This window comes from Halomicrococcus pelagicus (genome assembly GCF_051917725.1).
GTDB lineage: Archaea > Halobacteriota > Halobacteria > Halobacteriales > Haladaptataceae > Halomicrococcus.
In genome coordinates this window covers 439,091-463,496 of the sequence record NZ_JBQBLX010000004.1, presented here as the reverse complement: position 1 = coordinate 463,496, position 24,406 = coordinate 439,091, and the positions used below count along the sequence as shown (strand labels likewise).

25 protein-coding genes and 1 pseudogene are annotated in these 24,406 nt (G+C 70.1%); 8 read left to right on the top strand and 18 right to left on the bottom strand.

The genetic code is table 11. The features are described from left to right. Nucleotides 1-500: 500 nt before the first annotated feature. From ACTF4R_RS13945 to ACTF4R_RS13905, 9 genes and pseudogenes are all read right to left on the bottom strand, one after another. On the bottom strand, nt 501-992 hold the full coding sequence (locus ACTF4R_RS13945) for a GNAT family N-acetyltransferase (RefSeq protein ID WP_440008489.1): 492 nt from the start codon (nt 990-992) through the stop codon (nt 501-503). 311 nt (nt 993-1,303) lie between these two features. Then, nucleotides 1,304-1,831, bottom strand: a complete 528-nt coding sequence (locus tag ACTF4R_RS13940; RefSeq protein ID WP_440008488.1) for a DUF6789 family protein — start codon at nt 1,829-1,831, stop codon at nt 1,304-1,306. 99 nt (nt 1,832-1,930) lie between these two features. Further along, nucleotides 1,931-2,092 (bottom strand): hypothetical protein, encoded by a 162-nt coding sequence (locus ACTF4R_RS13935; RefSeq protein ID WP_440008487.1) that lies wholly within the window; start codon nt 2,090-2,092, stop codon nt 1,931-1,933. Nucleotides 2,093-2,151: 59 nt separating this feature from the next. Further along, the gene (locus tag ACTF4R_RS13930; RefSeq protein ID WP_440008486.1) at nt 2,152-2,997 is read right to left on the bottom strand and encodes an aldo/keto reductase; all 846 of its coding nucleotides are present in this window, start codon (nt 2,995-2,997) and stop codon (nt 2,152-2,154) included. Between the two features lie 82 nt (nt 2,998-3,079). Continuing rightward, the gene (locus ACTF4R_RS13925; protein ID WP_440008485.1) at nt 3,080-3,511 is read right to left on the bottom strand and encodes a universal stress protein; all 432 of its coding nucleotides are present in this window, start codon (nt 3,509-3,511) and stop codon (nt 3,080-3,082) included. 169 nt (nt 3,512-3,680) lie between these two features. Then, nucleotides 3,681-4,892, bottom strand: a complete 1,212-nt coding sequence (locus tag ACTF4R_RS13920; protein WP_440008484.1) for an AI-2E family transporter — start codon at nt 4,890-4,892, stop codon at nt 3,681-3,683. A gap of 34 nt (nt 4,893-4,926) precedes the next feature. Next, on the bottom strand, nt 4,927-5,349 hold the full coding sequence (locus ACTF4R_RS13915; RefSeq protein ID WP_440008483.1) for an SDR family oxidoreductase: 423 nt from the start codon (nt 5,347-5,349) through the stop codon (nt 4,927-4,929). Beyond that, nucleotides 5,294-5,725 (bottom strand): annotated as a pseudogene (locus ACTF4R_RS13910) (SDR family NAD(P)-dependent oxidoreductase); the annotation flags it as partial. The gene ACTF4R_RS13915 and the pseudogene ACTF4R_RS13910, both read right to left, overlap by 56 nt. A 153-nt stretch (nt 5,726-5,878) precedes the next feature. Next, complete coding sequence (locus tag ACTF4R_RS13905) at nt 5,879-6,625, bottom strand: ribonuclease H-like domain-containing protein (protein ID WP_440008482.1); 747 nt, start codon at nt 6,623-6,625, stop codon at nt 5,879-5,881. 259 nt (nt 6,626-6,884) lie between these two features. On the opposite strand from ACTF4R_RS13905, the gene ACTF4R_RS13900 reads away from it, so the two are divergent. The 3 genes from ACTF4R_RS13900 to ACTF4R_RS13890 all read left to right on the top strand — a co-directional run bounded on the left by ACTF4R_RS13900 (nt 6,885) and on the right by ACTF4R_RS13890 (nt 9,343). Further along, nucleotides 6,885-7,166, top strand: a complete 282-nt coding sequence (locus ACTF4R_RS13900; RefSeq protein WP_440008481.1) for a DUF7521 family protein — start codon at nt 6,885-6,887, stop codon at nt 7,164-7,166. Between the two features lie 108 nt (nt 7,167-7,274). Further along, a complete protein-coding gene (locus ACTF4R_RS13895; RefSeq protein WP_440008480.1) occupies nt 7,275-8,087 on the top strand; it encodes an HpcH/HpaI aldolase family protein in 813 nt (270 codons plus the stop codon). Further along, nucleotides 8,084-9,343, top strand: a complete 1,260-nt coding sequence (locus ACTF4R_RS13890) for a threonine synthase (protein ID WP_440008479.1) — start codon at nt 8,084-8,086, stop codon at nt 9,341-9,343. The genes ACTF4R_RS13895 and ACTF4R_RS13890 overlap by 4 nt, the downstream gene beginning before the upstream one ends. A 493-nt stretch (nt 9,344-9,836) precedes the next feature. On the opposite strand, the gene ACTF4R_RS13885 is transcribed toward ACTF4R_RS13890, so the two are convergent. Continuing rightward, a complete protein-coding gene (locus tag ACTF4R_RS13885; RefSeq protein ID WP_440008478.1) occupies nt 9,837-10,052 on the bottom strand; it encodes a CDGSH iron-sulfur domain-containing protein in 216 nt (71 codons plus the stop codon). Nucleotides 10,053-10,190: 138 nt separating this feature from the next. Between ACTF4R_RS13885 and ACTF4R_RS13880 the strand changes: the two genes are divergently transcribed. Next, nucleotides 10,191-12,119, top strand: a complete 1,929-nt coding sequence (locus tag ACTF4R_RS13880) for a DEAD/DEAH box helicase family protein (protein ID WP_440008477.1) — start codon at nt 10,191-10,193, stop codon at nt 12,117-12,119. A 172-nt stretch (nt 12,120-12,291) separates the two neighbouring features. Further along, nucleotides 12,292-14,214, top strand: coding sequence for a S9 family peptidase (locus ACTF4R_RS13875; protein ID WP_440008476.1), 1,923 nt, complete (start codon nt 12,292-12,294; stop codon nt 14,212-14,214). Between the two features lie 8 nt (nt 14,215-14,222). Here the strand turns inward: ACTF4R_RS13875 and ACTF4R_RS13870 are convergent, their stop codons facing one another. Beyond that, complete coding sequence (locus ACTF4R_RS13870) at nt 14,223-15,242, bottom strand: transcription initiation factor IIB (RefSeq protein ID WP_440008475.1); 1,020 nt, start codon at nt 15,240-15,242, stop codon at nt 14,223-14,225. Nucleotides 15,243-15,472: 230 nt separating this feature from the next. Continuing rightward, nucleotides 15,473-16,537: a pyridoxal-phosphate-dependent aminotransferase family protein gene (locus tag ACTF4R_RS13865; protein ID WP_440008474.1), complete on the bottom strand. Its 1,065-nt coding sequence runs from the start codon at nt 16,535-16,537 to the stop codon at nt 15,473-15,475. 139 nt (nt 16,538-16,676) lie between these two features. On the opposite strand from ACTF4R_RS13865, the gene ACTF4R_RS13860 reads away from it, so the two are divergent. Continuing rightward, entirely contained in the window at nt 16,677-16,904 is a 228-nt protein-coding gene (locus ACTF4R_RS13860; protein WP_440008473.1) for a hypothetical protein, read from the top strand. Here ACTF4R_RS13860 and ACTF4R_RS13855 read toward each other — a convergent pair. The 4 genes from ACTF4R_RS13855 to ACTF4R_RS13840 are packed head-to-tail and all read right to left on the bottom strand — an operon-like array spanning nt 16,901 to nt 20,221. After that, on the bottom strand, nt 16,901-17,767 hold the full coding sequence (locus tag ACTF4R_RS13855) for a class I SAM-dependent methyltransferase (RefSeq protein WP_440008472.1): 867 nt from the start codon (nt 17,765-17,767) through the stop codon (nt 16,901-16,903). The two genes, ACTF4R_RS13860 and ACTF4R_RS13855, sit on opposite strands and share 4 nt — an antisense overlap. Further along, nucleotides 17,764-18,807, bottom strand: coding sequence for a glycosyltransferase family 4 protein (locus tag ACTF4R_RS13850; protein ID WP_440008471.1), 1,044 nt, complete (start codon nt 18,805-18,807; stop codon nt 17,764-17,766). The genes ACTF4R_RS13855 and ACTF4R_RS13850 overlap by 4 nt, the downstream gene beginning before the upstream one ends. Next, nucleotides 18,807-19,184, bottom strand: a complete 378-nt coding sequence (locus ACTF4R_RS13845; protein WP_440008470.1) for a 6-pyruvoyl trahydropterin synthase family protein — start codon at nt 19,182-19,184, stop codon at nt 18,807-18,809. Before ACTF4R_RS13845 ends, ACTF4R_RS13850 begins: the two co-directional genes overlap by 1 nt. A gap of 11 nt (nt 19,185-19,195) precedes the next feature. Further along, nucleotides 19,196-20,221 (bottom strand): zinc-dependent alcohol dehydrogenase, encoded by a 1,026-nt coding sequence (locus ACTF4R_RS13840; RefSeq protein ID WP_440008469.1) that lies wholly within the window; start codon nt 20,219-20,221, stop codon nt 19,196-19,198. Nucleotides 20,222-20,374: 153 nt separating this feature from the next. Between ACTF4R_RS13840 and ACTF4R_RS13835 the strand changes: the two genes are divergently transcribed. Further along, nucleotides 20,375-20,545, top strand: coding sequence for a hypothetical protein (locus ACTF4R_RS13835; RefSeq protein ID WP_440008468.1), 171 nt, complete (start codon nt 20,375-20,377; stop codon nt 20,543-20,545). Nucleotide 20,546: 1 nt separating this feature from the next. Continuing rightward, the gene (locus ACTF4R_RS13830; protein WP_440008467.1) at nt 20,547-21,581 is read left to right on the top strand and encodes an NAD(P)/FAD-dependent oxidoreductase; all 1,035 of its coding nucleotides are present in this window, start codon (nt 20,547-20,549) and stop codon (nt 21,579-21,581) included. 14 nt (nt 21,582-21,595) lie between these two features. On the opposite strand, the gene ACTF4R_RS13825 is transcribed toward ACTF4R_RS13830, so the two are convergent. Together ACTF4R_RS13825 and ACTF4R_RS13820 are read right to left on the bottom strand one after the other, a co-directional pair. Beyond that, nucleotides 21,596-22,843 carry a hypothetical protein gene (locus ACTF4R_RS13825; RefSeq protein ID WP_440008466.1) on the bottom strand — a complete coding sequence of 416 codons (1,248 nt, stop codon included), beginning with the start codon at nt 22,841-22,843 and terminating at the stop codon, nt 21,596-21,598. A gap of 58 nt (nt 22,844-22,901) precedes the next feature. Next, nucleotides 22,902-24,293, bottom strand: a complete 1,392-nt coding sequence (locus ACTF4R_RS13820) for an alpha/beta hydrolase family protein (RefSeq protein ID WP_440008465.1) — start codon at nt 24,291-24,293, stop codon at nt 22,902-22,904. Nucleotides 24,294-24,406 lie beyond the last annotated feature (113 nt).

Here is a 24,406-nt window from a genome sequence, read left to right as displayed (position 1 = left end):
GCCAGTACTGGAGTGCGCGAGCCTCTGGGAACACCGGTTCGCCGCCTCCCACTCATACCACAGCCCACGGCCAGCACACGCTGGTCGTGGGCTTTTCGTATTTATTTCGCCAGTGGCGACGCCGTCGATCCGACGTGCAACGCCGGGTCGTCCCAGGCAATCGTCACTTGACGCCCACTGAAGCGGGAATCGTCTACGGCGGATGTCACCCGTCCGGTAGTAATCCGTCGTTGTTACCCTTCGCCGTCGGTCGTTCCGTCCGATTCGCGGCGACCGACCTTCACACCGACTCGCGACGAACGCCGAACGAGTCGACCACGATTATCGTCGCGAGCGAGTTTCCCGGACGCGTCTTTCGGGACGCGCTCGAAAGCACCGTCGGCGAGGCGAGAAGATAGCCCTCCACGTCTCGTGAACGGGACGTGAGGTTACGGCAGCAGCGACGGCCGGAGCAAGAGTAACCGGCTCGGCCGACGTTCACGACCGCCGAATCGAGGCGTTCAGAGCTCTTTCGCGTACACGTAACTCTCGACGTCGAACCGGTCGTCGCGGTTCTGACCGGTGCGGTCGAACCCCTGCGATTCGTAGAATTCGATCGCTCGCTCGTTGTCGGCCATCACCATCAGTTGCAGGGTAGTGATGCCGCGGTCACGGAGTGCCGACTCCGTCCAGGCGAGCAGACTGCTACCGTGGCCGTCCTTCCAGTGGTCGGGGTGGACGTAGAGGCGGTGGAGCGTGTAGGTTCTATCGTCGGCCGGTCCGGCGTCGGCGAACCCGACGATGCTTTTGGGCTCCACGACGCAGAACTCCCGGTTCGGTGCGACGATGCACTCCTGGACGCTCTCGGTCTCGTACTGGTCGACGACGAACTCCTCGACGGTGTCGGCGCCGACGATGTCGTCGTGAGCGGCGTGCCACGACTTCTTGGCGACTCGCTGAATAGCAGAAATATCAGCGATTTCCGCCGGTCGAACCGAGGAGTTGGATGTCATATTTCGACCTTCGACCGCAAGCCGATAATACCCTGGGTAGTCGCGACGCCGGACGACCACGGCCGCAGGACTCGTCGGACGGCGAAGTACGCGACGACGGTCGAACCCCGCTGGGGCGGGTCCCGGTTCGTCCGGTACTGCGGGGGACAGCGTCGGCGCGACCCTCTCGGTGCTTCCGACGGCTGCCAGGAATTTCCCGGCCGACGAGCGGGCATTCGCGCGGACGTCGCGGGACTGGGTAGGGCACCGCTGGGGGACTCACGTGGCGAAGTGAGAGCCGGCGGAGGGTGACGACGACTGCCGTGAACGTCTCAGACCAGCGTCGTCGGGCGCGTGGAGAGGTAGTCGAACACCGAGCCGAGCGAGAAGCCGTACGCGAGGTGGCCGAGGAACGTCAGTACGAGGTAGACGACGAGCGCCGCGCCGGAGAACCCCTCGTAGAACGCGGGGGCGAAGCCGGTCCAGAGCACGAACCCGTACGGGAGACCCTTGATAGCGAACTCCTCGCCGGGGAGGTACGAGCCGATGGACGCGAACAGGAGCGGCCACGTCACCATCCCGCCGAGGAGGAAGATGATGTAGCCGACGGCGACGGGGTTTCCCGGCAACAGCGCGTCCAGACCGGTGAGGTTGGCGAGGTCCGCGAACGAGGCGAACTGGAAGGCTCCGAGGCCCGCCGCGACCAGCAGTATCGCGGTCATCGCTGCGGTCCCGACCAGCCCCCCGACCGCGCCGATGATTCCGTCGGTGACGATGCCGACGAGGTTGTCGAAGTCCGGCTCCGCAACCTCCTCGTTCGCGTCCACGTCGACGGCCCCCCGTGTTTCATTATCGTCCATGTAGGATAATACGCCGGCAGTCTTCAAAAACGTTCACCCGCCGTGCCAGGTTCTGATACCCGCGGACGGCCCGCGATAGTCGATCCGGTCGGCTGGGCGCTACTTCGATTCTTCCGGCGACTCGACGGGTGGGGTCGGTCCGTCCGTCGCGACCGTTTCGTACGCGGTGACGCCGAGTCCGGCGACGAACGCGACCACGGCCGTCACGGCGATCCACGTCACGTTCGGGTGTTCGAATCCGAGATGCAGTGGTGAGTACATCCGTGCCGGTACACGTTGGCTGGCGGGTTATTACGGTATCGGAACGCGTCGCGGGGAACTTACTCCAGTTTCGCCAGGTCGTCGTCGGTGAGGTCGAGGTGGGAGGCGGCGACGTTCTGGCGCAGGTGGTCGGCGCTGGCGGTGCCGGGAATCGGCAGCGTGACCGGCGAGCGGTGGAGCAGCCACGCCAGCGCGACCTGTCGACGGGACGCGTCGTGGGCCTCCGCGACCGCGCCGAGGTCGTCGGCTCTCTCTTCGAGGTCGCCTGCCCCCATCGGATACCACGGGATGAAGCCGATTCCGGCGTCCTCGCAGGCGTCGAGTACGTCGTCGTGTTCGCGGTTGGTGACGTTGTACCGGTTCTGGACGGTCGCTATCTCGACGATGTCGCGGGCGGTCTCCAGCTGGTCGACGTCGACGTTGCTCAGGCCGACGTGGTCTATCTTGCCCTCGTCTTTCAGTTCCGCCAGCGCGTGGACCGAGTCCTCGAACGCGACGTCGGGGTCGGGACGGTGAAGCTGGTAGAGGTCGATGCTGTCGACCCGGAGGCGGTCGAGGCTGCCGAGAACGGCGTTCCGGAGGTAGTCGGGGTCGCCGTTCGGAATCCAGTCGCCGTCGTCGTTGCGCAGGAGGCCGCCCTTGGTCGCGACGACGAGGTCGTCCGGGTAGGGAGCCAGCGCCTCGCCGATGATGCGCTCGCTGACGCAGGGACCGTACGAGTCTGCGGTGTCCACGAAGTCGACGCCGCGCGCGATGGCCTCGTGGAGCACCTGGTGGGCCGCCTCCTCGTCGTCGGGTCGCCCGATGATGTCTTCGCCCGTGAGCCGCATCGCGCCGTAGCCGAGACGGTGGACGGTTCGGTCTCCGCCGATCTCGAACGTGTCGCTTCGGTTTTCGATCGCCATACCTCACGTAGTGGACCGCGGCCGCATAACCTCTTTTGGCAGTCGCGTCGAAAGGCGTCGGCGTCCGTCGACGGCCACTGTCTCAGTCGTCGGAGATGTCGACGGTGAGCACCGGACGGGCCGCCGTGGCGACGACCTTCTGGGCGACGCTGCCCAGCAGGTTCTCGGTGGCACCCGGGCCGCGCGTGCCCATCACGACCAGGTCGACCCCGCGTTCTTCGGCCGTGGCGACTATCTCGTCCGCCGGGTCGCCCTTCCTGATAATGGTCGCGACCTCGATGCCGTCGGCCTCTAGCTGGTCGGCGGCGTCGCCGACGGCCCGCTCGCCCTCGGTCCGGAGCTGTTCCGTGACCTCCTCGATGCGGTCGTCGGAGAGGGTGAGAAACGCGCGGTCGTCTATCACGTGGAGGACGTGGACGCTCGCGTCCCGCCGACGCGCGATGTCGGCCGCGTGCTCGATGACGGTCTCCGTGGCACCGCTCCCGTCGGTCGGGATCAGAATGTCGTCGTACATCTACGTGTCGACCTGTACGTGCCAGCGGCTTATAACCTGACTCTGGTTATCGCCGGACGAAAATCACGGCGGTCGGCGCTTGGTGGCCGAAGGTGGTCGGCACGGACCGGCGACGGCCGGCAGCCATCCCCGGGTCGGTCGCCGGCGTCCGGGACCGGAAGTTCGGTCGCTAGCCGTTCGACACCGTCGAGTCGTCGCCCCCGGTCGAGTCGTCTGACGCTGTCGACTCGGTGGAATCGGCTATCTCGGGGGACGCGCCGAGCGACTCGGCGGTGGTCACGCGCGGCGTGAGGCGGTCACCGTGGAGCAGTTCGGAGAGGACGATACGGACCGCCTGCAGGACGAGCACGAGGAACATCGGTAGCAGGAAGAACCCGTACCAGCCGAACAGCATCGGCCCGAGCAGGTACGCGAACATCATCATTCCCGTGTGTGTCTGTCGGCCGGAGATGTACGGCTGGAGGAACGTCTGCGGCAGGATGTCGAGGAACAGGAAACAGACGACGAGCAGCCCGGCCGGAAAGACCAGCGACAGTCCGCCCTGCGTGGCAGCTACCCCGCCGACGTACAGCACGATGGGAATGTAGACGAGCTTTCCGACGACGAGCGGGACGAGACTCGTCACGCCCGTCAGTAGCGCGAGCAGTATCGCGAACGGAATCGACAGCGCGGAGGGCGCGACGGCGTTGAACCCGTTGTAGACGACGGCCGCGACGAGTGCGACCGCGAAGACGAACAGGACGTTCCCGAAGAAGATGGTCTCCAGGTCGTCGTCGACGGCCGTCGCGTACGCGTGGGCCGCCGACCCCTTCGACGCGATAGACGAACTGAACCAGGCCGCGATGCGGTCGTCGTCGCGCAACAGGTAGAACGCGAACCCGAACGCGAGCGAGATGTGGACGAGGCCGGTCGCAACGACGCCCAGCACCGACAGTCCGGTGGAGAGGAGTTCCTGGAGCTGTCCGGAGCTGCCGGACAGGACCCTGAACGGTCGGCTCAGGAACGTCGACAGCAGGTCCTGCTGGCTCGACGTCAGCGCCTGGACGTTCACGAACGGCTGGAGCAGTCCGAGGTTCTGGTCCGGATGCAGCCCCGACATCGACGCGGCGTTCTGCAGGCCCATCACGGCGATGTACGACACGAGTGCGAGGAGCGGGAGGGTCGCCCCGAGCAGCGTGGCCGCCGCGGCGGTGCCGTCGGAGCCGACGACCGACCGAATTCGCTGGTAGGCCGGGCGCGAGGCGTAGTAGATGAACAGGCCGAAGACGAAGGTCCCGACGTACGAGTAGCCGACGAACAGCACGCCGACGCCGAGCGTGGCGAGAAACAGCCACCAGGCGATTCGGTTCCGGTCGCGGTCGAGTATGTCGTTCCAGTTCATAGGTGGAAAAGTGAGAAACTGTGGTCGCCTCGCGTTACAGCGCGGTCGCGCCGGCTGCGACGGGGAGTCCGATGCCGGTGACGAAGCGCGCGTCGTCGCTGGAGAGCCACAGGAACGCGGCGCTGATGTCCTCCGGCTGGACGATGTCGTCGAGCAGGTTGTCCGGTCCCGACTGCTCTGCGATCTCGGCGATGTCCTCGTCGATGCTCTCGACGATGCCGCCCGTCATCGGCGTGTCGACCGCGGTCGGGCAGACGGCGTTGACTGTCACGTCGTGCGGTGCGAGTTCGACGGCCAGCGTCTTCGTCAGTCCCAGGACGCCGTGTTTGGCCGCCGTGTTTGGCCGCCGTGTAGTGGCCGAGGCCGGGCGACGCGACCATCCCGGCGGTCGAGGAGGTGTTGACGATGCGACCGCCCTCGCCGCGGTCGACCATGTGCTGACCGACGTGTTTCGCACAGAGCCACATCCCCTTCAGGTTCACGTCGAGGGCGTGGTCCCAGTTCTCCTCGTCCATCTCCAGCAGACTCCCGACGGGAGCGACGCCGGCGTTGTTGGCCAGGACGTCTATCTCGCCGAACTCGTCGAGCGCCGTCTCGACGGCGTACTCGACGTCCTCCTCGGAGGAGACGTCCATCCGGACGCCGATGGCCTCCGCGCCGCGGTCGCGCGCCAGCTCGACGGTCTCGTCGAGTTCCGTCTCGTCACCGAGTTCGTACTTCGATTCGGCGGTCGTCTCGCAGATGTCAGTCGCGACCACGTCGGCCCCGTGCCCCGCGTACGCGAGCGCGTGCGAACGTCCCTGTCCTCGCGCTGCTCCGGTGACGAAAACCACCGCGTCGGCGAAGTCGTGTTCGACCACGTTGTCCTCCACTGGAATCTCGACGGCCGAACGTAATTATCCGATGGCCACCGCCGCGTCCCTCCGGCCGGTTCGCGGGGTGCGATTTCGGTCCCGTTCGCCCGGCCGTCTGCCCTCGTTGGGCGCCTACGGGAGGTGGCAGGCGAACACGTCCTCGTGGAGGCGGTCGGTGACGTGCTCGACGACGGTCTCCAGGTTCCGCGTGTCCAGGCGGTTGTACTTCACCAGCGTCTCCAGTGCCGACTCGTCGCCGTCCTGGTACTCGTACCAGAGCCGGACGGCGTCCTCGCCGCTGACGTCCATCCCGCCGCGGTCGATGCCGAGTTCGGCTTCGACGCCGTCGAGGCCGCCCGAGAGCCCGACGCGGTTGCAGAGGAATCGCAGGTCGACGTGCGGAGCGTCCAGCGAGAGGTCGAACTCGCCCTCCAGGAACGGCACGTCGAACTGCTTGCCGTTGAACGAGACGAGCAGGTCGGCGTCGCCGAGTTCGCGCTGCAGACGCTCCCCCGTCAGGTCTCGGCCCCGGACCAGCGTGGTCGTCTCGCCGTCGCGGTGGAGACTGACCGTCGTCGTGACGCTCGACCGCTGGCTCAGCCCCGTCGTCTCGATGTCGAAGAAGCAGGCCGTGTCGCGGAAGTTCTCGTAGAGCCGCCAGGCCTCGTTGCCGGGGAACTCCCGGGCGAAGAACGCCGCGTTCCCGTCGTCCAGGTGCTCGCTGGCCGTGGCGATGAACTCCTCGATGCGGTCGCCGGTCTTCGGCCCGACGAGGTCCGGGCGGAACTCCTCCCAGCGAGTCGCCCCGTCCCGCCACAGACGACGTTCGGTCTTCTCCCCGACTCCCCGGACGGGGATGAAACTGTTCTCGACGCGCATGGCGGTGGATTCGCCGATTACTACTAAAGCGTTCGGGGTTTCGTCCGGGGAATTTAGCGCGGGACCGGGTCTGCGTCGCCGCGTTCGACGCCGAGCGACGGTCGACGGCGCGGCCCCTGCGCTACCGGGCGGTCGACGGCGTCGGTCGGTCGCCCCGTCGTGCGAACCGCTCCGGCCGAGACGAACGGCCCGGCTCGACCGCGCATGACGGGATACTTTTAAATCAAATCGGTGAGTTGTCGTCCACGAACGCCGCCAGATGCAAACTATCGAAATCACGTACGTCGTGCTCAGCGTCGCCGTCGCAGCGACGGGTCTCACGATGGTGGGACTGGCGATGCGGGCGTATCTCCAGACCGAGAGACGGTCGATGCTCGTACTCTCCGTCGGGTTCTCCATCCTCGTCGCGGCGTCCATCGCGACCACGTTCAGCGCGTTCCTCACCGGGTTCGAGAACAGCCGCCTCCTGCTGACGGTCAACTACGCCGTCTCGACCGTCGGGTACCTGTTCGTCATCTACAGCGTCACCGGCGCGGACTGACGCGTCGAACCGGCCGGCGTCGACTCGCCGACGCAGCGACCGCAGCGACCGTGTCGCGCGTTCGGAGAATCGACCACATATTTGCACGCGCGGTGCGTCCGTTCGGGTATGAGCGAACGCCTCAAGCAGGCCCTCCTCGACCGCGACTCGCTCGTCGGCACGTGGCTCACCGTCGGCCATCCGGCGGTGGCCGAACTTCAGGCGGAACTCGGCTTCGACTTCGCCGTCGTCGACGCCGAGCACGCGCCGACGTCCGTGGAGACGGTCGCCGAGATGGCCCGCGCCGTCGACGCCGCGGACGGCCCGACCGAACCGCTCGTCCGGGTGGCCGACGACGACCCGGCCCGCATCAAGCGCGCCCTCGACACCGGCGTTTCCGGTGTCGTCGTGCCCATGGTGGAGACGGTCGAGCAGGCCCGGGACGTGGTCGACGCCGCGCGCTATCCGCCGGAGGGCGTCCGGGGCGTCGCCGGCACCCGGGCGTCTTCGTACGGTCTCGACCTCGACGACTACTTCGAGCGCGCCAACGACGAGGTCGTCGTCGTGGTCCAGATAGAGACCGCGGCGGGCGTCGAGAACGCTTGCGCCATCGCCGACGTCGACGGCGTCGACGCGCTGTTCGTCGGCCCGGCGGACCTCTCGGCGTCGCTCGGCGCGTTCGGGGACGTCGACGCCATCGACACCGAGATTTCCGCTGTCCTCGACGCCGGCCACGCCGCGGACACCGCCGTCGGCACCATCGCGTTCGAGGCCGACGAGGTGGCGCGCTGGGCCGACGCGGGCTTCGACTTCCAGGCGGTCGGCACCGACGCCGACTACCTCGCCCGCGGCGGCCAGGACGCGCTCGACGCCTACGCGGACGCGACGGAGAGCGCCGACGGACGGAACGCCGGGACCGACCGCGGGGAGGACCCGCGGTGACACTGACCTGCTACCGCTGCGGTCGGACCGCCGGGTCGGGCGCGCGCTGTGACTGCGGCGAACCGCTCTGGCTCGCCACCGACCCCGCCGACTTCTCGTGGCCCGACGGGGACGCCGACGGACCGGGGACGCGCGGCGTCTGGCGCTACGCCGACCTCCTCCCGGTCGACCCCCTCGACGGCGTCGGTACGGCCGCGGGCGCGACCCCGCTCGTCCGCGTGCCGCGTCTCGACGAGTCTGCCGGCTGTCGACTCTGGCTCAAGGACGAGAGCGAGAATCCGACGGGGAGTTTCAAAGACAGGGGAAGCGCCGTGGGGGTGGCGGCCGCCGCGAGCGCGGGCGACGACCGCGTCGGCACCGTCTCGCACGGCAACATGGCGACGAGCATGGCGGCCAACGCCGCGAGCGCGGGCCTGCCCTGCCTCGTGCTCGTTCCCGAGGACATCCCGCCGGAGCGACTGGGCTACCTCGCGGCGTACGACCCCGACGTCGTCCGGGTGGCGGGCGACTACGGCCGCCTCTACTACGAGAGCCTCGACCTCTCCGGCGTGCGGTTCGTCAACTCCGACACCCCCTACCGCGTGGCCGGCCAGAAGACGACGGCGCTCGAAATCTGCGAGCAGTTCCGGCGGACCGGCCCGGACGCGCCGGACGCGGACGGCGGTTCGTCCCGCTCGTCGCCCGCTCGTTCCGAGGCGCTCGGAGAGGGCACCGCTCCCGACGCCGTCGTCCTCCCGGTCAGCAGCGGCGGACACGCCAGCGCGACGTGGAAGGCGCTCCGGGAACTGGAGGCGGCGGGGCTGCTCGAAGACGTACCACGGCTCTACCTCGTGCAGGCCGCCGCCTGCGACCCCATCGCCGAGGCCTACAGGGACGGAGCCGACGAGGTGGGGACCGCCGAGGCGGGCGAGACGGTCGCGTACTCCATCGCCAACCCGGACCCGCCGAGCGGGACGCGGGCGCTCACCGCGGTCCGGGAGACTGGGGGCGCGGTCGTCTCCGTCCCGGACGAGGAGATTCTCGACGCGAAGCGAGCGCTCGCCCGCCGGGCGGGGTTCTGCGTCGAACCCGCGTCGGCGACGGCGCTGGCCGGCGTCCGACGACTCTCGACCGACGGCGCCGTCGCTCGCGACGATCACGTCGTCGCTATCGCGACCGGGACGGGCTTCCGGGAACCCCCGGACGCCGGCGTGGACCCGCCGTCCGTCGCGCTCGACGACCTCGACGAATCGGTGTCGGCGCTCCTGTCCGGGTAGCACCGCGCCGGGAGGCCCTCCTCGCCCACGTTCGCGCCGTTCACCAGCACCTGGACGCGCGTGAGGTAAATTTCGGGGCCGAACGGTTCCCGCACCGTCCCGTTCAGCGGCCCGAGCAACGCCTTGCCCGTGTCGTCGGTCACGGCGTCGTAGTAGTAGACGACGAGGTCGTACTGGACCCACTCCGGCGAGACCGAGACGTTTACGGCCCGACAGGTGTAGTTTATCTCCGCGTCGACGATGGGCGCCTGGAGCGCGGACCGCCCGTCGGTGGCGTCGGCGGTCGCGGAACGCGTCTCCGTCGCGGCGTTCGGCGAAGTAGCCCCCGCGAGCGCCGGGCCGGCACCGAGCGCGAGCACGACCGCGGCCAGAACCGCGCTTTCGGGACGCATACCGTCGGCACGCGCCGAGAGTAGTTAGCGGTTGTCGCCGGCGTTCGGCCGTCGCCGCCGTCGCTCGCCGACGCGGACGCCGGTCGCCGCGGCGCGGCGGCTCACTCGTCTTCGGAGACGACGCGGCGCTCGCCGTCCTCGTAGCGGTAGACGACGCCCTCCTCTTCGTCCTCGGTGACGCGGTGTGAGCCGTCGCAGAAGGGGTAGTCGTCGGAGAGCCCGCAGAGACAGACCGCCACGTCGCCCTTCTCGGGGTCGAGGTCGTCCTCGTCGAGTTTCAGCGGCCCGGTCGCGGTGTGAGTGACCTCACGTGCCATGTCGGCAGTTGGCGCGCGTGGCACTTCAGTCCGCGGACCCGCCGGAGACTCGGTCCCCGGCCGCCGGAGCGTTCGACGGGGTCGGGTGAGTCGGGGGAGTCGTAACCCGTATGCCGACCGCGCGCCAAGCGGTGAGCAGTGACCGACGAGGACATCGACGCCGAGGAGAGCGGACGACCGGACGACGAAGGGGGCGCGGGGACGGTCGCCGCCGCAGACGCGGGCGACGACGCGGTCGAAGCCGAGGACGTCGACCTGTCGGCGTTCCACGACGCGGTCGAGGAGATGGGCCGTCCGGTGCTCACCGCGGAGGAGATGGCGCGAACGCTCGACTGCACCCAGGCGGAGGCGAGCGACGCGCTGGACGCTCTCGCCGGGCGCGACGAGGTGGCGCGGCTGGACGTCGCGGGCGACCCCGTGGTCTGGTTCCCGACCGAACTGGCGAGGCTGGCCGACCGCGAGCGCGTCGTCGTCTTCCCCGAGCGCCGCGAGATAGTCGTCGACCAGCCGTCGCAGTTCACCCGCGCGCAACTGTCGCAGTTCGCCCACCTCGCCGACACCACCGGGTCGGGCGGCTATCGCTACGTCGTCCGCCAGGAGGACGTCTGGCAGGCGCCGTACGACGACCTCGACTCGCTGCTCAGGACGGTTCGACAGGTGCTCCCCGAGAAGTCCGAGCACCTGGAAGCGTTCGTCACCGAGCAGTACAAGCGCGCCCACCAGTTCACGCTCTACACCCACGAGGACGGTTACACCGTCCTCCGGGCCGCGAGCGACGAGCTGATGGGCAACGTCGCGCGCCAGAAGCTCGACGAGAGTCACCTGCGAGCGCCGCTCGGCGACGACGAGAGCTGGGTCGCCGAGGAGAAGGTCGCCGAGGTGAAACGCGTCCTCTACGAGTCGGGCTACCCGGTGCAGGACGAGCGCGACCTGGACGAGGGCGACGAGCTCTCGGTCGACCTCGCCCTCGAACTGCGGGAGTACCAGCGCCGCTGGGTCGAGCAGTTCCTCGACCTGAAGTCGGGCGTGCTCGTCGGCCCGCCGGGCAGCGGGAAGACGGTGGCCGCGATGGGCATCGTCGAGGCGGTCGGCGGCGAGACGCTCGTGCTGGTGCCCAGCCGCGAACTCGCCGGCCAGTGGCGCGAGGAACTGCTCGAAAACACGTCCCTCACGCCCGACCAGGTCGGCGAGTACCACGGTGGCGAGAAGAACGTCCGTCCCGTCACCATCGCCACCTACCAGACCGCCGGCATGGACCGACATCGACAGCTGTTCGACCAGCGCAGGTGGGGCCTCATCGTGTACGACGAGTGCCAGCACATCCCGAGTCGCGTGTTCCGGCGGAGCGCCGACCTCCAGACGAAGCATCGGCTCGGCCTCTCGGCGACCCCTGTCCGGGAGGACGACCGCGAGAAGGAGATATTCACGCTCATCGGGCCGCCCATCGGAACGGACTGGGACGCGCTGTTCGACGCCGGTTACGTCGCCGAACCGGAGGTCGAAATCCGCTACGTCCCCTGGGACGACGAGAGCTACCACGACGAGTACGCCAGTGCGGAACGTCACGGAAAGCGCCGCGTGGCAGCCTCGAACCCCGTCAAGATAGACGAGGTCCGGTACCTGCTGGCCGAACACCCGGACGCGAAGGCGCTCGTCTTCGTGGAGTACATCGAGCAGGGGAAGGAGCTGGCGGACGCGCTCGGCGTTCCGTTCCTCTCCGGCGAGATGCGCCACGCCGAGCGCGAGCGACACCTCCAGTCGTTCCGGGACGGCCGCCTGGACACGCTGGTCGTCTCCCGCGTCGGCGACGAGGGCATCGACCTGCCGGACGCCGAACTCGCCGTCGTCGCGTCCGGTCTCGGCGGTTCGCGCCGCCAGGGTGCCCAGCGCGCCGGTCGGACGATGCGTCCCGCCGGCAGCGCGCGAATGTACGTGCTGGCGACGCGCGGCACCCGCGAGGAGGAGTTCGCCCGCCAGCAGCTCCAGCACCTCGCGTCGAAAGGCGTCCGCGTGAACGAGACGGTCGCCGAGGACGCCGACGGCATCGACTTCGAACTGGAGGACTGACCCGCCCCCGTCGGCGCTCCGGCGAGCGCGCCGGCAACTCGCGAGCGCCTCGCCGACTTGCGAGCGGTGGCCGGGCGGCGCGCCGACGCGACCGACGACGGCAATCATACGAACATTTATAGAAACGAGCTTCGGCGAAACTTTTTGCCACCGGAAGTTCTCGTGACGGTACATGTCCGACGACGAACTCCTGGAGGAACTGGCCCGGCTCCCGACCCTCGCTCATCCGACCGCCTCCCCTGACGGCGACCGGGTGGCGATGTACTACGACGAGACCGGTCGGAACCAGCTCCACGTGCTCGACGTGGAGACCGGCGAGCGGACGACGTGGAGCGACGGCGAGGTTCCGCGCAACGCGCGCTGGTGGGTCCGCTGGGGAGCCGACGGCCGGCGCGTGTTCTTCCACCTCGACGAGGACGGAAACGAGCAGAACGACGTCCACGCCATCGACGCCGAGGGTAACGCTGAGCCGGTCTTCGAGATGGACGGACAGAACGCCCTCCAGGACGTGGGCGCGGACGGCGAGACGCTGGTGGTCGCGTCGGCGGCCGGTGGACAGATGAACCTCTACGTCCACGACCTGCCGAGCGACGAGACGACGAAGATAACCGACTACGACCGTGCGACGGCCAGCGGCCTCCTCTCCCCGGAAGGCGACCGCGTCGCCTACTCGACCAACGAGTCGGACGACTTCCAGAACCGGGACGTCTACCTGGTCGACGTGGACGGGTCGAATCCGCGAAACTTGGAGATAGGGGAAGAGGGAGCCGAAGCCCATCCGGTGGACTGGGGGCCCGACGGCGACCGACTCCTCGTCTCGGACACGACCGAGGACCAGACCCGCTGTGGCATCTACGACGTCGAGCGCGACGCGGTGACCTGGTTCGGCGACGACGACTACCAGGAGCAACCGGTCCAGTTTCTCCCCGATGGGGACCGCTTTCTCGCCACCAGGACCCGCGACGCCGCCGACGTCGCGATGGTGTGCGACGTCGACAGCGGGGAGACCCGGACGCTGGACCTCCCGGAGGGCGTCGCCTCGTTCCCGGCCAACGGGTCGGCCGTCCTCGACGACGACCGTGTGCTCGTCGTCCACACTACCCCCACGCGTCGGCCGGAATTGCTCGCCTACGACCTCGCTACCGACGAGTACGAGACGCTGGTCGAAGCCGAGTACGGCGACGTCGACCCGGACTCCTTCGCCGACGCGGAGTTCTTCACGTTCACCTCGAACGGCGTCGCCGACGCGCCCGCCGAGGCGGTCGAACTGGAGCCGTCGACGGAACTGGAGATAGAGGCGCTGCTGTACGACTCCGGCGAGCGACCCTCGCCGCTCGTCGTCAACCCCCACGGGGGACCGCCGGTCCACGAGAAGCGGGAGTTCGACCTGTTCACGCAGTTCCTGGTCACCCGGGGGTACAGCGTCCTGCAGGTCAACTACCGCGGGTCCGCCGGACTCGGTCGGGAGTTCCGCGAGGAACTGTACGGCGACTGGGGCGGCGCGGAGCAGGCCGACGTCGCGGCCGCGGCCGAACACGTGCTCGACACCCGCGACTGGATCGACGACGACACCGTCGCCGTGTTCGGCGGCTCCTACGGCGGATACTCCGCGTACTGGCAGATGGTGCAGTACCCGTCGCTGTACGACGCCGGCATCGCGTGGATCGGCGTGACCGACCTCGTGGACATGTACGAGAACACGATGCCGCACTTCCGGACGGAACTGATGGAGAAGTACCTCGGGACGCCCGAGGAGAACCCGGACCTCTACGAGGAGCGCAGTCCCGTCACGCACGTCGAGAACGTCGACGCGCCGCTGTTGCTACTACATGGGGTCAACGACCGCCGCGTCCCCGTCTCGCAGGCCCGCATCTTCCGCGACGCGCTCGACGACGCCGGGTACGAAGAGCGGGAGGCGCCGACGGCGTCTCCGGACGACGGCGGAGCCGTCGCCGACGGGGACTACGAGTACGTCGAACTCGGCGAGGAGGGACACGGCTCCTCGGACATTCAGCAGAAAATTCGCGCGTTCGAGATCCTGGACGACTTCGTAGAGCGCCGACTCGGAAAGACGGTCGCAACTGCGGACGACTGAGACGCCGTCTACGCGGCGGCCTCGTCGCTCCCGTCGACCGAGACGTTGGTGGGGAGGACCTCGGTCTCGTCCGCGGCGGCGAGCAGTTCCTGGTAGCGGTTGCGGATGGTGACCGTGCTCACGTCGGTGACCTCGGCGACCTCGTCCTGGGTGACGCGCTCGTTTTCCACCAGCCCCGCTCCGTAGATGGCGGCGGCCGCCAGGCCGACGGGCGACTTCCCGCTGGTGATGCCCGCTTCCTGGGCCGTCTTCAGCAGGTCGTGTGCGCGGCGCTGGGTCGCGGGCGAGAGTTCGAGTTCGCTCTCGAACCGCTTGAGGTAGCTCTGGGGGTCGGCGGGCTGGATTTCGAGGCCGAGTTCGCGGACGATGTAGCGGTAGGTGCGCTTGAACTCCATCGCGTCGATGCGGCTCACCGTCGCCACCTCGTCGAGGCTGCGCGGGACGCCGACCTGGCGGGCGGCGGCGTACAGCGACGCCGTGGCGACGCCCTCGATGGAGCGGCCGGGAAGCAGGTCCTCGTCGAGCGCACGGCGGTAGATGACCGACGCCGTCTCCCGGACGTTCTTCGGCAGGCCCAGCGCAGAGGCCATCCGTTCGATCTCGCCGAGCGCCTGCTTGAGGTTGCGCTCCTTGGCGTTGCGCGTGCGGAACCGTTCGTCCCACTTGCGGAGACGCTGCATCTTCTCGCGCTGACGCGAACTTAGCGAGTTACCGTAGGCGTCCCTGTTCTGCCAGCCGATGTTGCTCGACAGCCCCTCGTCGTGCATCATCTTGGTGGTGGGGGCACCGACGCGGCTCTTCCGGTCTTTCTCCTGGGAGTCGAACGCGCGCCACTCGGGGCCGCGGTCGACGCTGTCCTCCTCGACGACGAGGCCGCATTCGGCACAGACGGTTTCGCCGTGCTCTTCGTCGCTGACGAGGTTGCCGCCGCACTCGGGACAGACCGTCTCGTCCTCGCGCTCGTCCGCTCGCTCTTCCTCGTTCGATTCTCGCTCCCGTTCGTCGTAGCTCCTGATTACCTTACTCATGTGTATCACTCGCGGAGGGTCGTGCCGGTCCGGGCGAGAGACCGACTCCTCTCGTTCGCTAACTATAGGTAAGGTCGAAAAGTACTTAAATGTTTCGCAGGATTTGGTTTCGAGAGGGCGGCGCTAAACGGCCCGAGAGTAGCTTTGGCGGGTTATTACGGTATAGTACTCTGACTCAGGTAAGCGAAAAGGTTAAATACAAGTAGCGGTCCCGGCGGGCCTCGGGCCCGCTACTCGTCGAGCACCGATTCGAGCGCGTCCATCGTCCGTCGTACCTTCTCGCGGTCGGCGTTGTATCCCATGTGGCCGACGCGCAGGACGTCGTCCTCGTAGGGTCCCAGACCGGTCGCCAGCACGACGTCGTGGTCCTCGTCGAGTCGTCTCCGGAGGTCAGGAGCGCGGCCGTCCACGTCGAGCGCCGTCACGGTCGGCGAGCAGTACGCCTCGGCGTCGGGAAACAGGGACAGGCCGAGTTCGGCCGCCCGCTCGCGACAGTAGGCGGCCACCTCGGCGTGGCGCTCGCGGACGGTCGCCGGCCCCTCGTCGAGCAGGCGGTCGAGCGCCTCGTCCAGCGCGGCGACGTTCGCGCCGAGTTGCGTGTAGGGGAACTGTGCGTCGTCGTGGACCACGTCGTCCCAGGGAGCGAGGTTGGCGTAGAACGTCCGCGGTTCTCCTTCCCGCGTCGCCTCCCAGGCGTCGTCGCTGACCGAGAGCGTCGTGATTCCAGGGGGTGCGCTGAAACACTTCTGGGACGCGCCCAGGCAGACGTCGATGTGCTCGGTCGGGACCGCGACGCCGCCGAGCGAGGAGACGGCGTCGACTATCGTCAGCACGCCGGCGTCGTCCAGCACGCCCAGGATCTCGTCCAGGTCGTTCAGCGTCCCCGTCGGCGTCTCGCAGTGGACCATCGTCGCCACGTCGAACGACCGGCCGTCGAGCGCGTCTTTCACGTCCTCGGCGTCGAGCAGTTCGGTCGGCGGCGCGTCGCAGGTCGTGACCCGACCGCCGTACTGTTCGACGAAGTCGGCGAACCCGTCGCCGTACAGCCCGTTCGAGAGACAGAGCACGTCGTCGCCCTCGCTCACGAGCGACGCGACCGCCGCCTCCAGCCCGAGGATTCCCTCCCCGCCCATGACGACCACGTCGTCGTCGGTGTCGTAGACCGTCGCGAGTTTCTCGGTCACGTCCCGGTACAGGTCGCGGAACGACGACTCGATGTCCGGATTCGGCATCGGCTCGCTCATGCGTTCCCGGACCGAGGCCGGAACCTCGGTCGGGCCGGGTGTCATCAGCATACTTCCATCTGGGCGACGACGGCTTATCAAACCCGCCGGGGGAGTCGTTCGTCGGAGCGAAATCGCTCGCGGACCGGAGGACGTTCCGGCCGTCCGGACGGTCACCGCCCTCAAGTAGGTGGCACCCGAACGCCGTACCATGACCGTGGGGGACGACGGAATACGGAGTCCGGCGATAGCGAGTCTGTGGAAGCGACTGGAGGGAACGACGGGACTGTCCGGTGCGAAACGCCGGACGCGTCTCGAATCCATCCGGGAAGACGCGACGCGGTACCGGAACAACCCGAACATCGACGGCGGGAAACTGGACGCCGTCGAGGACGAGGTCGGCCGGCGACTCGCGGAGGCCAGCGAAGCCAGCGACTAGTTCTCGACGCGGCCGAGCACGTCGAGGTTGTGCACGACGGCGACCAGTTCGCCGGCCGCGACCTGGCGGTTGCGCGTCTCGACCCAGTCCTCGAGCGCCGCGTCGTCGAGCGTCGGTTCGTCGGCCAGCGCACCGCCGATCGTTCGGAGGAGGTACCGGAGGAAGTACGCCTCGTCGGCCGGATACTCCCCGTCACGGGGGTGGACGACCCAGTCCGACCCGCCGGCGGCGAGCACGCGCACGCCGTGGTCGGGCAGGCGTGTGAGCAGTCGGCGGCCGGCGCGGCTGGACCCCTGGCCGTCGTCGAGGTGCTCGTGGTAGCGGGCGAGGACGTGGTCGTCGAGCGCCAGCGGCGGTTCGAACCCGGTCTCGCCGTCGAAGACGACGGAGAAGTAACAGAGGCCCCCAGGGACCGCCGAACGCAGCGCGGGCAGCGCGTCGTCGAGGTCGAACAGGTCGAGGACGGCGTGGCCGACGACCGCGTCCCAGCGACGGTCCGCGTCGCGGGCGAACGCGACGGCGTCGTCCGCGACGAACTCGACGACGATATCCTCGCGCGCGAGCGCGTCACCCTCCTCGTCCTCCTCGTCCTCGCGGAACCCTCGCTGGCGCAGGCGGTCGCGCGCCGCGTCGACGTTCCGCTCGTCGAGGTCGACGGCGGTGTACCGGAGGCCCCCGGGAAGGAGGCCCCAGTCGTCGAGGCGCTCGACCATCGTCCCGATGCCGGCACCGACCTCCAGGACCGCGGGGTCGTCGGGGAGTTCGGCGACGAAGCGGTCGAGGACGCGGCGGTCGAGCGCCCGGTCGTCGACGGTGCGCTTGGCGGCGAGGTAGCGCCGGAACGCGTCGTCCGGTTCGGTCACGCTGGCCCCACCTCGCGGAGCAGCGCCTCGACCGCGTCCGCGGCGTCGTCCCAGTCAGGCTGTTGCTCGAACCGACGACGTGCGCCCTCGCTCAACGCCCGGAGCAGGTCGCGGTCGTCCCGGACGCGGCGAACGGCGTCAGCGACGGCGGTGGCGTCGCCGGGCGGGACGAGCAGTCCGTTCTCGCCGTCGGTGACGACCTCGCTCGCGCCCCCGGCGGTCGTCGCGAGCGCGGGGACGCCGAACGCCATCGCTTCGAGGTAGACGAGGCCGACGCCCTCGTACAGCGACGGGACGGTCAGCAGGTGACTCTCCGCGAGGCGGTCGGCGACCGCGTCGTCCGGGAGTCGCCCGACGAACGTCACCCGGTCGCGGAGGTCGAGCGCCCGGACGCGGCGGCGGAGTCGCCTGCCGTACCCCGGGTCGGCGGTCCCGCCGACGACGGTGAGACGCCAGTCGCCGTCGACCTGCGCGAGACCGTCGAGCAGGACGTGGACGCCCTTGCGTGGTTCGAGGTTGCCGAGGAAGCAGAGTTCGAGCGGGCCGTCCCCGCGCGCGCTCGTCGCGGTGGCGTCGACGGGCGCGAACCGGTCGCCGGCCGGCGGGGCGACCGCGGTCGGCAGGTCGGCCAGCGCGGCGACGGTGGCCCGCGTCGTCTCGCCGTTGCAGACGGCGGCGTCGACGCCACGGAGGTAGCGACGCTCGACGGCGCGGTAGGCGGCGTTGCGCCAGCGACCGCGCGGCTCGCTCGACCGGAGGTGATGGACGACGGTGACGACGGGAGCGTCGACGCGGCGGTTCGCGGCGACGAGCGAGGGGTGGCAGAGCTCGTCTTCGACGACGACGTCGGCGTCGGCGAGCCGCGAGGGCAGGCCGGACCCGTAGTTGTGGGTGAGCGCCCAGGAGTACGACGTCCAGGGCAGCGAGACGACGTCGACGGCGTGGCCGCGGTCCCGCAGGCTGTCCACCAGTCGGCGGTCGTAGCGGAGTCCGCCGGACTGCTCGTCCAGCGAGCCGTAGACGACGAGCGCGAGGTCCATCACACCGGCCGCTCGAAGGCGACCCAGGCCTCCTCGTCCTCCCACAGCCGGAGGGTGGCCTCGCTCACCGCGTCGGCGTCGAGGGGGGCGAGCGCGCGGTCGCAGAACTCGCGGGCGAGGTGCTCGGCGCTCGGGTTCTCGCCCTCGAACTCCGGCAGGTCGTTCAGCGTCGCGTCGCGATAGCGCTCGACGACGTCGTCGAGCGCGACCCGCACGTCGTCGATGTCGACGAGGTAGCCGAACTCGTTCAGCGACTCGCCCCGCAGGCGGAGGTCGGCCTCGTAGCGGTGCGAGTGCAGTTCGCCCTCCGGGCCGGGGTCCGGCACGGTGAGGTAGTGCTGTGCGACGAAGGTCCGCGAGACGCTCAGTTCGTACATGGTCGGGATGGTCAATCGTAGGTGAAGAGGACGCCGAGGGCGTCTTCGGGGTTGTCGTCGAGCAGTCGATACGCGCGGTCGGCCTCCGCGACCGGAATCCGGTGGGTGACGAGGCGCTCGACGTCGAGGTCGGCGAGGCGTCGCCACGCCACCGACAGCCGCCGGGCCTTGTCCCAGCGCCCCCGGAGTTCGGGCGCGACGGTGCTGACCTGCGTGCTCTCGATGGCGATGCGGCTCCGGTGGAACCGACCGCCGAGGTCGAGGTCGGAGCGCTTCTCGCCGTACCACGAGCCGACGAGCACGCGACCGTCGTAGCCCGTCACGGCCACCGCGTCGTCGAGCGCCGCCGGGTTGCCCGAGAGTTCGAACGTCAGGTCGGCGCCGTCGGGCGTCGCGTCGGCGTCGAGCGCGTCCCGAACTCCGTCCGGTGCGTCCTCGGGGGCGAGCGCGCGGTCCGCCCCCATCTCGCGCGCCAGTTCGCGACGCTCGGGGTAGCGGTCGAGGGTGAGGAGGTCCGCGAGCGGGCAGTCCGCGAGCAGGGCGGTCGTCAGCAGGCCGACGAGGCCCTGGCCGAAGACGACGGCCTGCTCGCCCACGCGCGGGTCGCCGTCGAGCAGGAAGTTCACCGCCGTCTCGACGTTCGGCAGGAAGGCGGCCTCGGCCGTGGACAGCCCCTTCGGCACCCGGTGGAGGTCGTCGGGCGACGCGAGGAAGTGGCTCTGGTGGGGGTGGAACGCGAACGCGCGCTCGTCCGTCCAGTCGTCTGCGACGTTCGCCCCGGTCGCGGTCACGCGCCCGACGGCGGCGTAGCCGTACTGGAGCGGGAACTGGAAGTCGCCGGTGAGCGCGTCGATGGCCTCGTCGGACGCCATCTCCTCCGGCGCATCGCCCCTGTAGACCAGCAGCTCGGTGCCGGGGCTCACGGCCGACACCTCCGTGCGGACGCGCACCTCGTCCGGTCCCGGCTCCGGAACCTCCCGCTCGCACACCGTCACTTCCCGGGGCCCGGTGAACTGGAGTGCTCTGACGGCCGTCACAGCCGCTAGGCGACGGAGACACGGAAATTCGTTTCGGCTGTCACGCTCCGAAGCGGGCGAGGGCGGTCGGCCGGACGTCGCTCGCCCTCGCTCTCCGTCTCGCCCGCCACAATGACTTTTGCCACGCCGACGCAACCCTGCGAGTGAGTACCAATGCCAATACCCGGCGACGACTCGTTCATCGAGGACGAGGTGGAGGAGGCAGCGGGGGAGGAGGACGAGGAAGGGGAAGAAGAGAGCACCGGGACCGCCCCGGACGTCGGCGGCGAGGCGTCCGGAGCCGAGGCGGACGAGGACCAGTCGGACGAGAACGAGGAGGCCTGAGATGCGCGTCGCGGTCGTCGGCGCGGGCGTGGCCGGACTCGGCGTCGCGTGCGCGCTGGGCGACGCCGCCGACGTGACGCTGTTCGAGCGCAGCGACCGTCCGGGCGGTCGTGCGGCGAGCCGTACCGCGGACGACTGTGTCTACGACACCGGCGCGAACTACGTCAAGAGCGACGACGACCGCGTCTCGCGGCTCCTGCGCGACGAACTCGGCGATGGCCTCGCCGCGGTCGAGGGCGACGTGTGGACGTTCGACGCCGACGGCGAGATCTCGGAGGGACGGGGCGACGACGCGCCGAAGTGGACCTACCGCGAGGGGCTGGCGACGCTGGGCGACCGCCTGCTCGACGAGAGCGGGGCGACGCTCGAAGCCGACGTTCCGGCCGAGACGCTCCGCCGGGGGGACGCCGCGTGGCACGTCGAGGACCCCACTGGCCGCCGGTGGGGGCCGTGGAACGCCCTCGTCCTCACGCCACCCGCACCCACGACCGCGTCGCTGCTCGACGGGGCGGACTGGCAGTCGGCCGTGCGCCGGGACCTCCGCGAGCACGTCGGCCACGTCCCCTATCGCCCCCTGCTCTCGGTCGCGCTCCACTACCCCTTCGAGGTCGAGCGGCCCTACTACGCCCTGGTGAACGACGACAAGGACCACGACGTGGGGTGGCTGGGGCGCGAGGACTGCAAGCCCGGACACGTCCCCGACGACGAGAGCCTGCTGGTCGTCCAGATGGCCCCCGACTGGTCGGCCGAGCACTACGACCGCGCGGACGACGACGTCGCCGCCGCCGTCGCCGACCGGGCGGCCGACCTGCTCTCCGACGACGCGCTCGCGGCCCCGGACTGGTTCGACGTGGTGCGCTGGCGCGACGCCCTCCCCAACGACGGCGCGGACCCCGAGACGCTCCGCCGCGCCGAGGACGACGACCTCTGGTTCGCCGGCGACTGGGTGGCGGGCGAGGGTCGCGTCCACAGCGCGCTCCGGAGCGGCCTCGACGCGGGCGAGCGCATCCGGGCGACGCGGTCGGCCGACCGCTGACTCCGTCGCTCCTCTCAGGACCCGGTGCGCTGGACGAACAGTCCCAGGACGAGGTAGGCGAACGCGGCGGCTCCCGCCGCCGTCGCGCCCGCGCCGGCCAGGACGACGCCGGCCGCTCCGGCCGCGAGGCCGAGGAGTTCGAGACCGAGTCCGCCGGCGAGCGCGGCCATCGACGCGAGCGCGGCCCGGTCGCCGGCCCCCGGAAACCGCCCGACTGCCGGTGGATAGAACTGGTACGCGACGCCCACGATGGTGAGGCCGAGGAAGCCGAGCAGGTTCGCGCGGCGGTGGACCAGCGTCAGCGACGCGTCGACGCCGCGGAACGCGAACCAGAGACCGACCGCGACGCCGACGACGCCGAAGGCGGCCCCGGCGAGGACGCCGTAGAAGCCGACGCGGTCGCGGTCCGTGCGGACGAAGAGGACGGCGTACGCGAGCGCGAACCCGCCGACGGCGGTCGCTTCGAGGACCGCGCCGGTGCGGAACCAGGGGCCGCGCCGCAGGAACCCGACGGCGAGCAAGAGCGCCCCGAGCGCGCCGGCCGGCAGGACGACCGCGACGAGCGCCCGCGGCAGCGAGGCGACGAGGAACCGCGGTAGCAGCCGGAACCCGACGGCGAAGAGCACGAGGGCGGCGAAGCCCGCACCGAGGAGGTGGGCGACCTGTGGCGCGTAGGCGACGAACAGCGTCGGCAGGCCGGTCGCGAGCGCCAGCGTCTCGTAGGTGCCGACCGCGAGGTAGGCGAACGCCGCGGGAACGACGGCGTTCGCGGCGCGGTCGACGCCGCGCCGGTGGGCGTTCGCCTCCCCCGTCCCCGTCTCGCCGCCGGTCGGGTTCGTCCGGACCGTCCACGCGAGCGTCCCGAGGAAGACGGCGACGCCGGCGGCCCACAGCACCGCACCGACGCCGTCGAGGCCGCCGAACCGGTCGACCCCCGACGGTCGGACGCCGGCGGCGGACAGCGCGAGCAGCGCCGCGCCGCCGGCCGTCAGCGGCAACTGCACCGCCGGCGCGCGAGCGAACGCCAGTTCGCGGTCGAAGTACGCGGGGACGAGCGAGTACGCCTTCCCGAAGACGACGTGGAGCACGAACCCGTAGAGGCCGAGGACGACCGCCGGAGCGAAGCCGTGCGCTCCGACCGACCGGCCGACGCCCGGCGCGCCGGCGGTCGCCGCGAGGACGAAGAGTTGCCACACGACGAGAAAGAACGCACCCACGGCGACGGTCCGGCGCGCCCAGCGCGAGACGAGTGCCGACGACATCGTCACAACTGGTCGCCGCCGCGACAAAACGTTTCCCCCGAACGCCGCCGCTGTGGGGTCAGCGGGCGTGCCAGTCCAGTTGCGCGGCGACGGCGTCCTGGTACGTCGAATGGCGGAGCAGCGTGACGAGCACGCCGAAGTGGCCGACATCCCACTCGGTGCGGTTCTGCGGCGGCACGCCCCACGTCGACAGCACGTCGCGGGCGTCGCCGTACGGCGCCATGCGGTCCCGGCGACCGGCGAACGGGAACACTCGCTCCGGCGGGACGCCAGGGTCGTCCGGCGGCGTCAGCAGCGGGGCGAACTCGGCGAGGCGGGCGTCGGTCCAGCCGGCGTCGCGGAGCGCCTCGCGGACGCCGAGCAGTCCCGTCAGCTCGCTCCCGGCCAGCACGCGGTCGAGGCGGGCCGACGGCGCCGCCGGGAACGCGAGGTCCGGCGTCATCTCGTCGGGCCAGGGGCCACAGAAGCCGGCGAGCAGGAGGGTGGCGATGCCGCCGAGGCTGATACCGCCGACGCCGACGACCGGCGCGCCCTCCTCGCGCGCCCAGGCCGTCAGCACGGCCCACTCCCGGAGCTGGGCGGCGTAGAGCCGGACGAGCGAGACCGGCGGCTCCGCGAGATACGGTTCCCCGCTGTACCGTCCGGGGCGCTCGCGGCGGCCGTGCCACGGCGACTCCGGGAGAACGACGCGGTATCCTCGGGTGGCGAGTTCGCGCCCGACGTACTCCTCCTCGGGCCAGTACGACAGCAGGTCGTACATCATCCCGAGACCGCTCCCGAAGACGAGCGTCGGCAGGCCGTGCTCCCGCCGCGGCTCGAACACCTTCGCCGACGCCGGTTCCGCGACGTGTTCGGACACCGACGGGAATCGGACCCAGTACTCGGACGTGTCGGGACCGGGCACCGTCGCGGACGTCTCGACCGCAGGAACCCGGTCGGGCGCCGCGTACGCGCTCGCGGGGTCGTCGAGCCGCGACTCCCACGCCGCGAGCGCGTCGTCGGGGTCGGGAACGTCGAAGTCCACGGCCGCGACTCGTTCGGCGTCCGGCGTCGCCTCCAGCAGGTCGCCCGCTCGCGCCCAGCGTCCGCTGACGGTGCGGCGGTCGGTTTCGAGCGCGACACGCCCGTCGAGCGTCGCGTCGCCGCCGTCCCAGAAGACGGTCTCCCAGCGGACTTCGAGCGCGTCCCGGGCGCGCTTGCGACCGCGGTGGCGTTCGAGCGCGTCGCGGACGCGTTTGCGACCCGCGACGCGGTCGATTCCCAGTTCGTCGAGGTAGGCGTCGACGCCCACCGACGCGGTCCGGTCGGCGACCGCGCGGAGTCGCGCCGTCCGGAACTCTCGCGGGAGGTTCCGGCGCTTCAGCCACTCGTAGGGTCGCGTGGTGAGTAGTGCGCCCGCTGGCGATTCGATGGCACGGTGGACGCGCGGCGTTTCGAGGTGGGCTGGCATCGAGGGCCGTACGCCCCCGCCCGGTACGTGCGTTACGGGCGTTCGGGCGACGCGGCGACGGGTCGTCGCCACGCGGCCGCGTCGTCCGTCGGGAGGAGCGACGGCCGGAACGC

Excerpts from the sequence above, each read along its gene's own strand:
- ACTF4R_RS13945 (WP_440008489.1), bottom strand. The coding sequence starts at position 992 with ATGACATCCAACTCCTCGGTTCGACCGGCGGAAATCGCTGATATTTCT.
- ACTF4R_RS13940 (WP_440008488.1), bottom strand. The coding sequence starts at position 1,831 with ATGGACGATAATGAAACACGGGGGGCCGTCGACGTGGACGCGAACGAG.
- ACTF4R_RS13935 (WP_440008487.1), bottom strand. The coding sequence starts at position 2,092 with ATGTACTCACCACTGCATCTCGGATTCGAACACCCGAACGTGACGTGG.
- ACTF4R_RS13930 (WP_440008486.1), bottom strand. The coding sequence starts at position 2,997 with ATGGCGATCGAAAACCGAAGCGACACGTTCGAGATCGGCGGAGACCGA.
- ACTF4R_RS13925 (WP_440008485.1), bottom strand. The coding sequence starts at position 3,511 with ATGTACGACGACATTCTGATCCCGACCGACGGGAGCGGTGCCACGGAG.
- ACTF4R_RS13920 (WP_440008484.1), bottom strand. The coding sequence starts at position 4,892 with ATGAACTGGAACGACATACTCGACCGCGACCGGAACCGAATCGCCTGG.
- ACTF4R_RS13905 (WP_440008482.1), bottom strand. The coding sequence starts at position 6,625 with ATGCGCGTCGAGAACAGTTTCATCCCCGTCCGGGGAGTCGGGGAGAAG.
- ACTF4R_RS13900 (WP_440008481.1), top strand. The coding sequence starts at position 6,885 with ATGCAAACTATCGAAATCACGTACGTCGTGCTCAGCGTCGCCGTCGCA.
- ACTF4R_RS13895 (WP_440008480.1), top strand. The coding sequence starts at position 7,275 with ATGAGCGAACGCCTCAAGCAGGCCCTCCTCGACCGCGACTCGCTCGTC.
- ACTF4R_RS13885 (WP_440008478.1), bottom strand. The coding sequence starts at position 10,052 with ATGGCACGTGAGGTCACTCACACCGCGACCGGGCCGCTGAAACTCGAC.
- ACTF4R_RS13875 (WP_440008476.1), top strand. The coding sequence starts at position 12,292 with ATGTCCGACGACGAACTCCTGGAGGAACTGGCCCGGCTCCCGACCCTC.
- ACTF4R_RS13870 (WP_440008475.1), bottom strand. The coding sequence starts at position 15,242 with ATGAGTAAGGTAATCAGGAGCTACGACGAACGGGAGCGAGAATCGAAC.
- ACTF4R_RS13865 (WP_440008474.1), bottom strand. The coding sequence starts at position 16,537 with ATGCTGATGACACCCGGCCCGACCGAGGTTCCGGCCTCGGTCCGGGAA.
- ACTF4R_RS13860 (WP_440008473.1), top strand. The coding sequence starts at position 16,677 with ATGACCGTGGGGGACGACGGAATACGGAGTCCGGCGATAGCGAGTCTG.
- ACTF4R_RS13850 (WP_440008471.1), bottom strand. The coding sequence starts at position 18,807 with ATGGACCTCGCGCTCGTCGTCTACGGCTCGCTGGACGAGCAGTCCGGC.
- ACTF4R_RS13845 (WP_440008470.1), bottom strand. The coding sequence starts at position 19,184 with ATGTACGAACTGAGCGTCTCGCGGACCTTCGTCGCACAGCACTACCTC.
- ACTF4R_RS13835 (WP_440008468.1), top strand. The coding sequence starts at position 20,375 with ATGCCAATACCCGGCGACGACTCGTTCATCGAGGACGAGGTGGAGGAG.
- ACTF4R_RS13830 (WP_440008467.1), top strand. The coding sequence starts at position 20,547 with ATGCGCGTCGCGGTCGTCGGCGCGGGCGTGGCCGGACTCGGCGTCGCG.
- ACTF4R_RS13825 (WP_440008466.1), bottom strand. The coding sequence starts at position 22,843 with ATGTCGTCGGCACTCGTCTCGCGCTGGGCGCGCCGGACCGTCGCCGTG.
- ACTF4R_RS13820 (WP_440008465.1), bottom strand. The coding sequence starts at position 24,293 with ATGCCAGCCCACCTCGAAACGCCGCGCGTCCACCGTGCCATCGAATCG.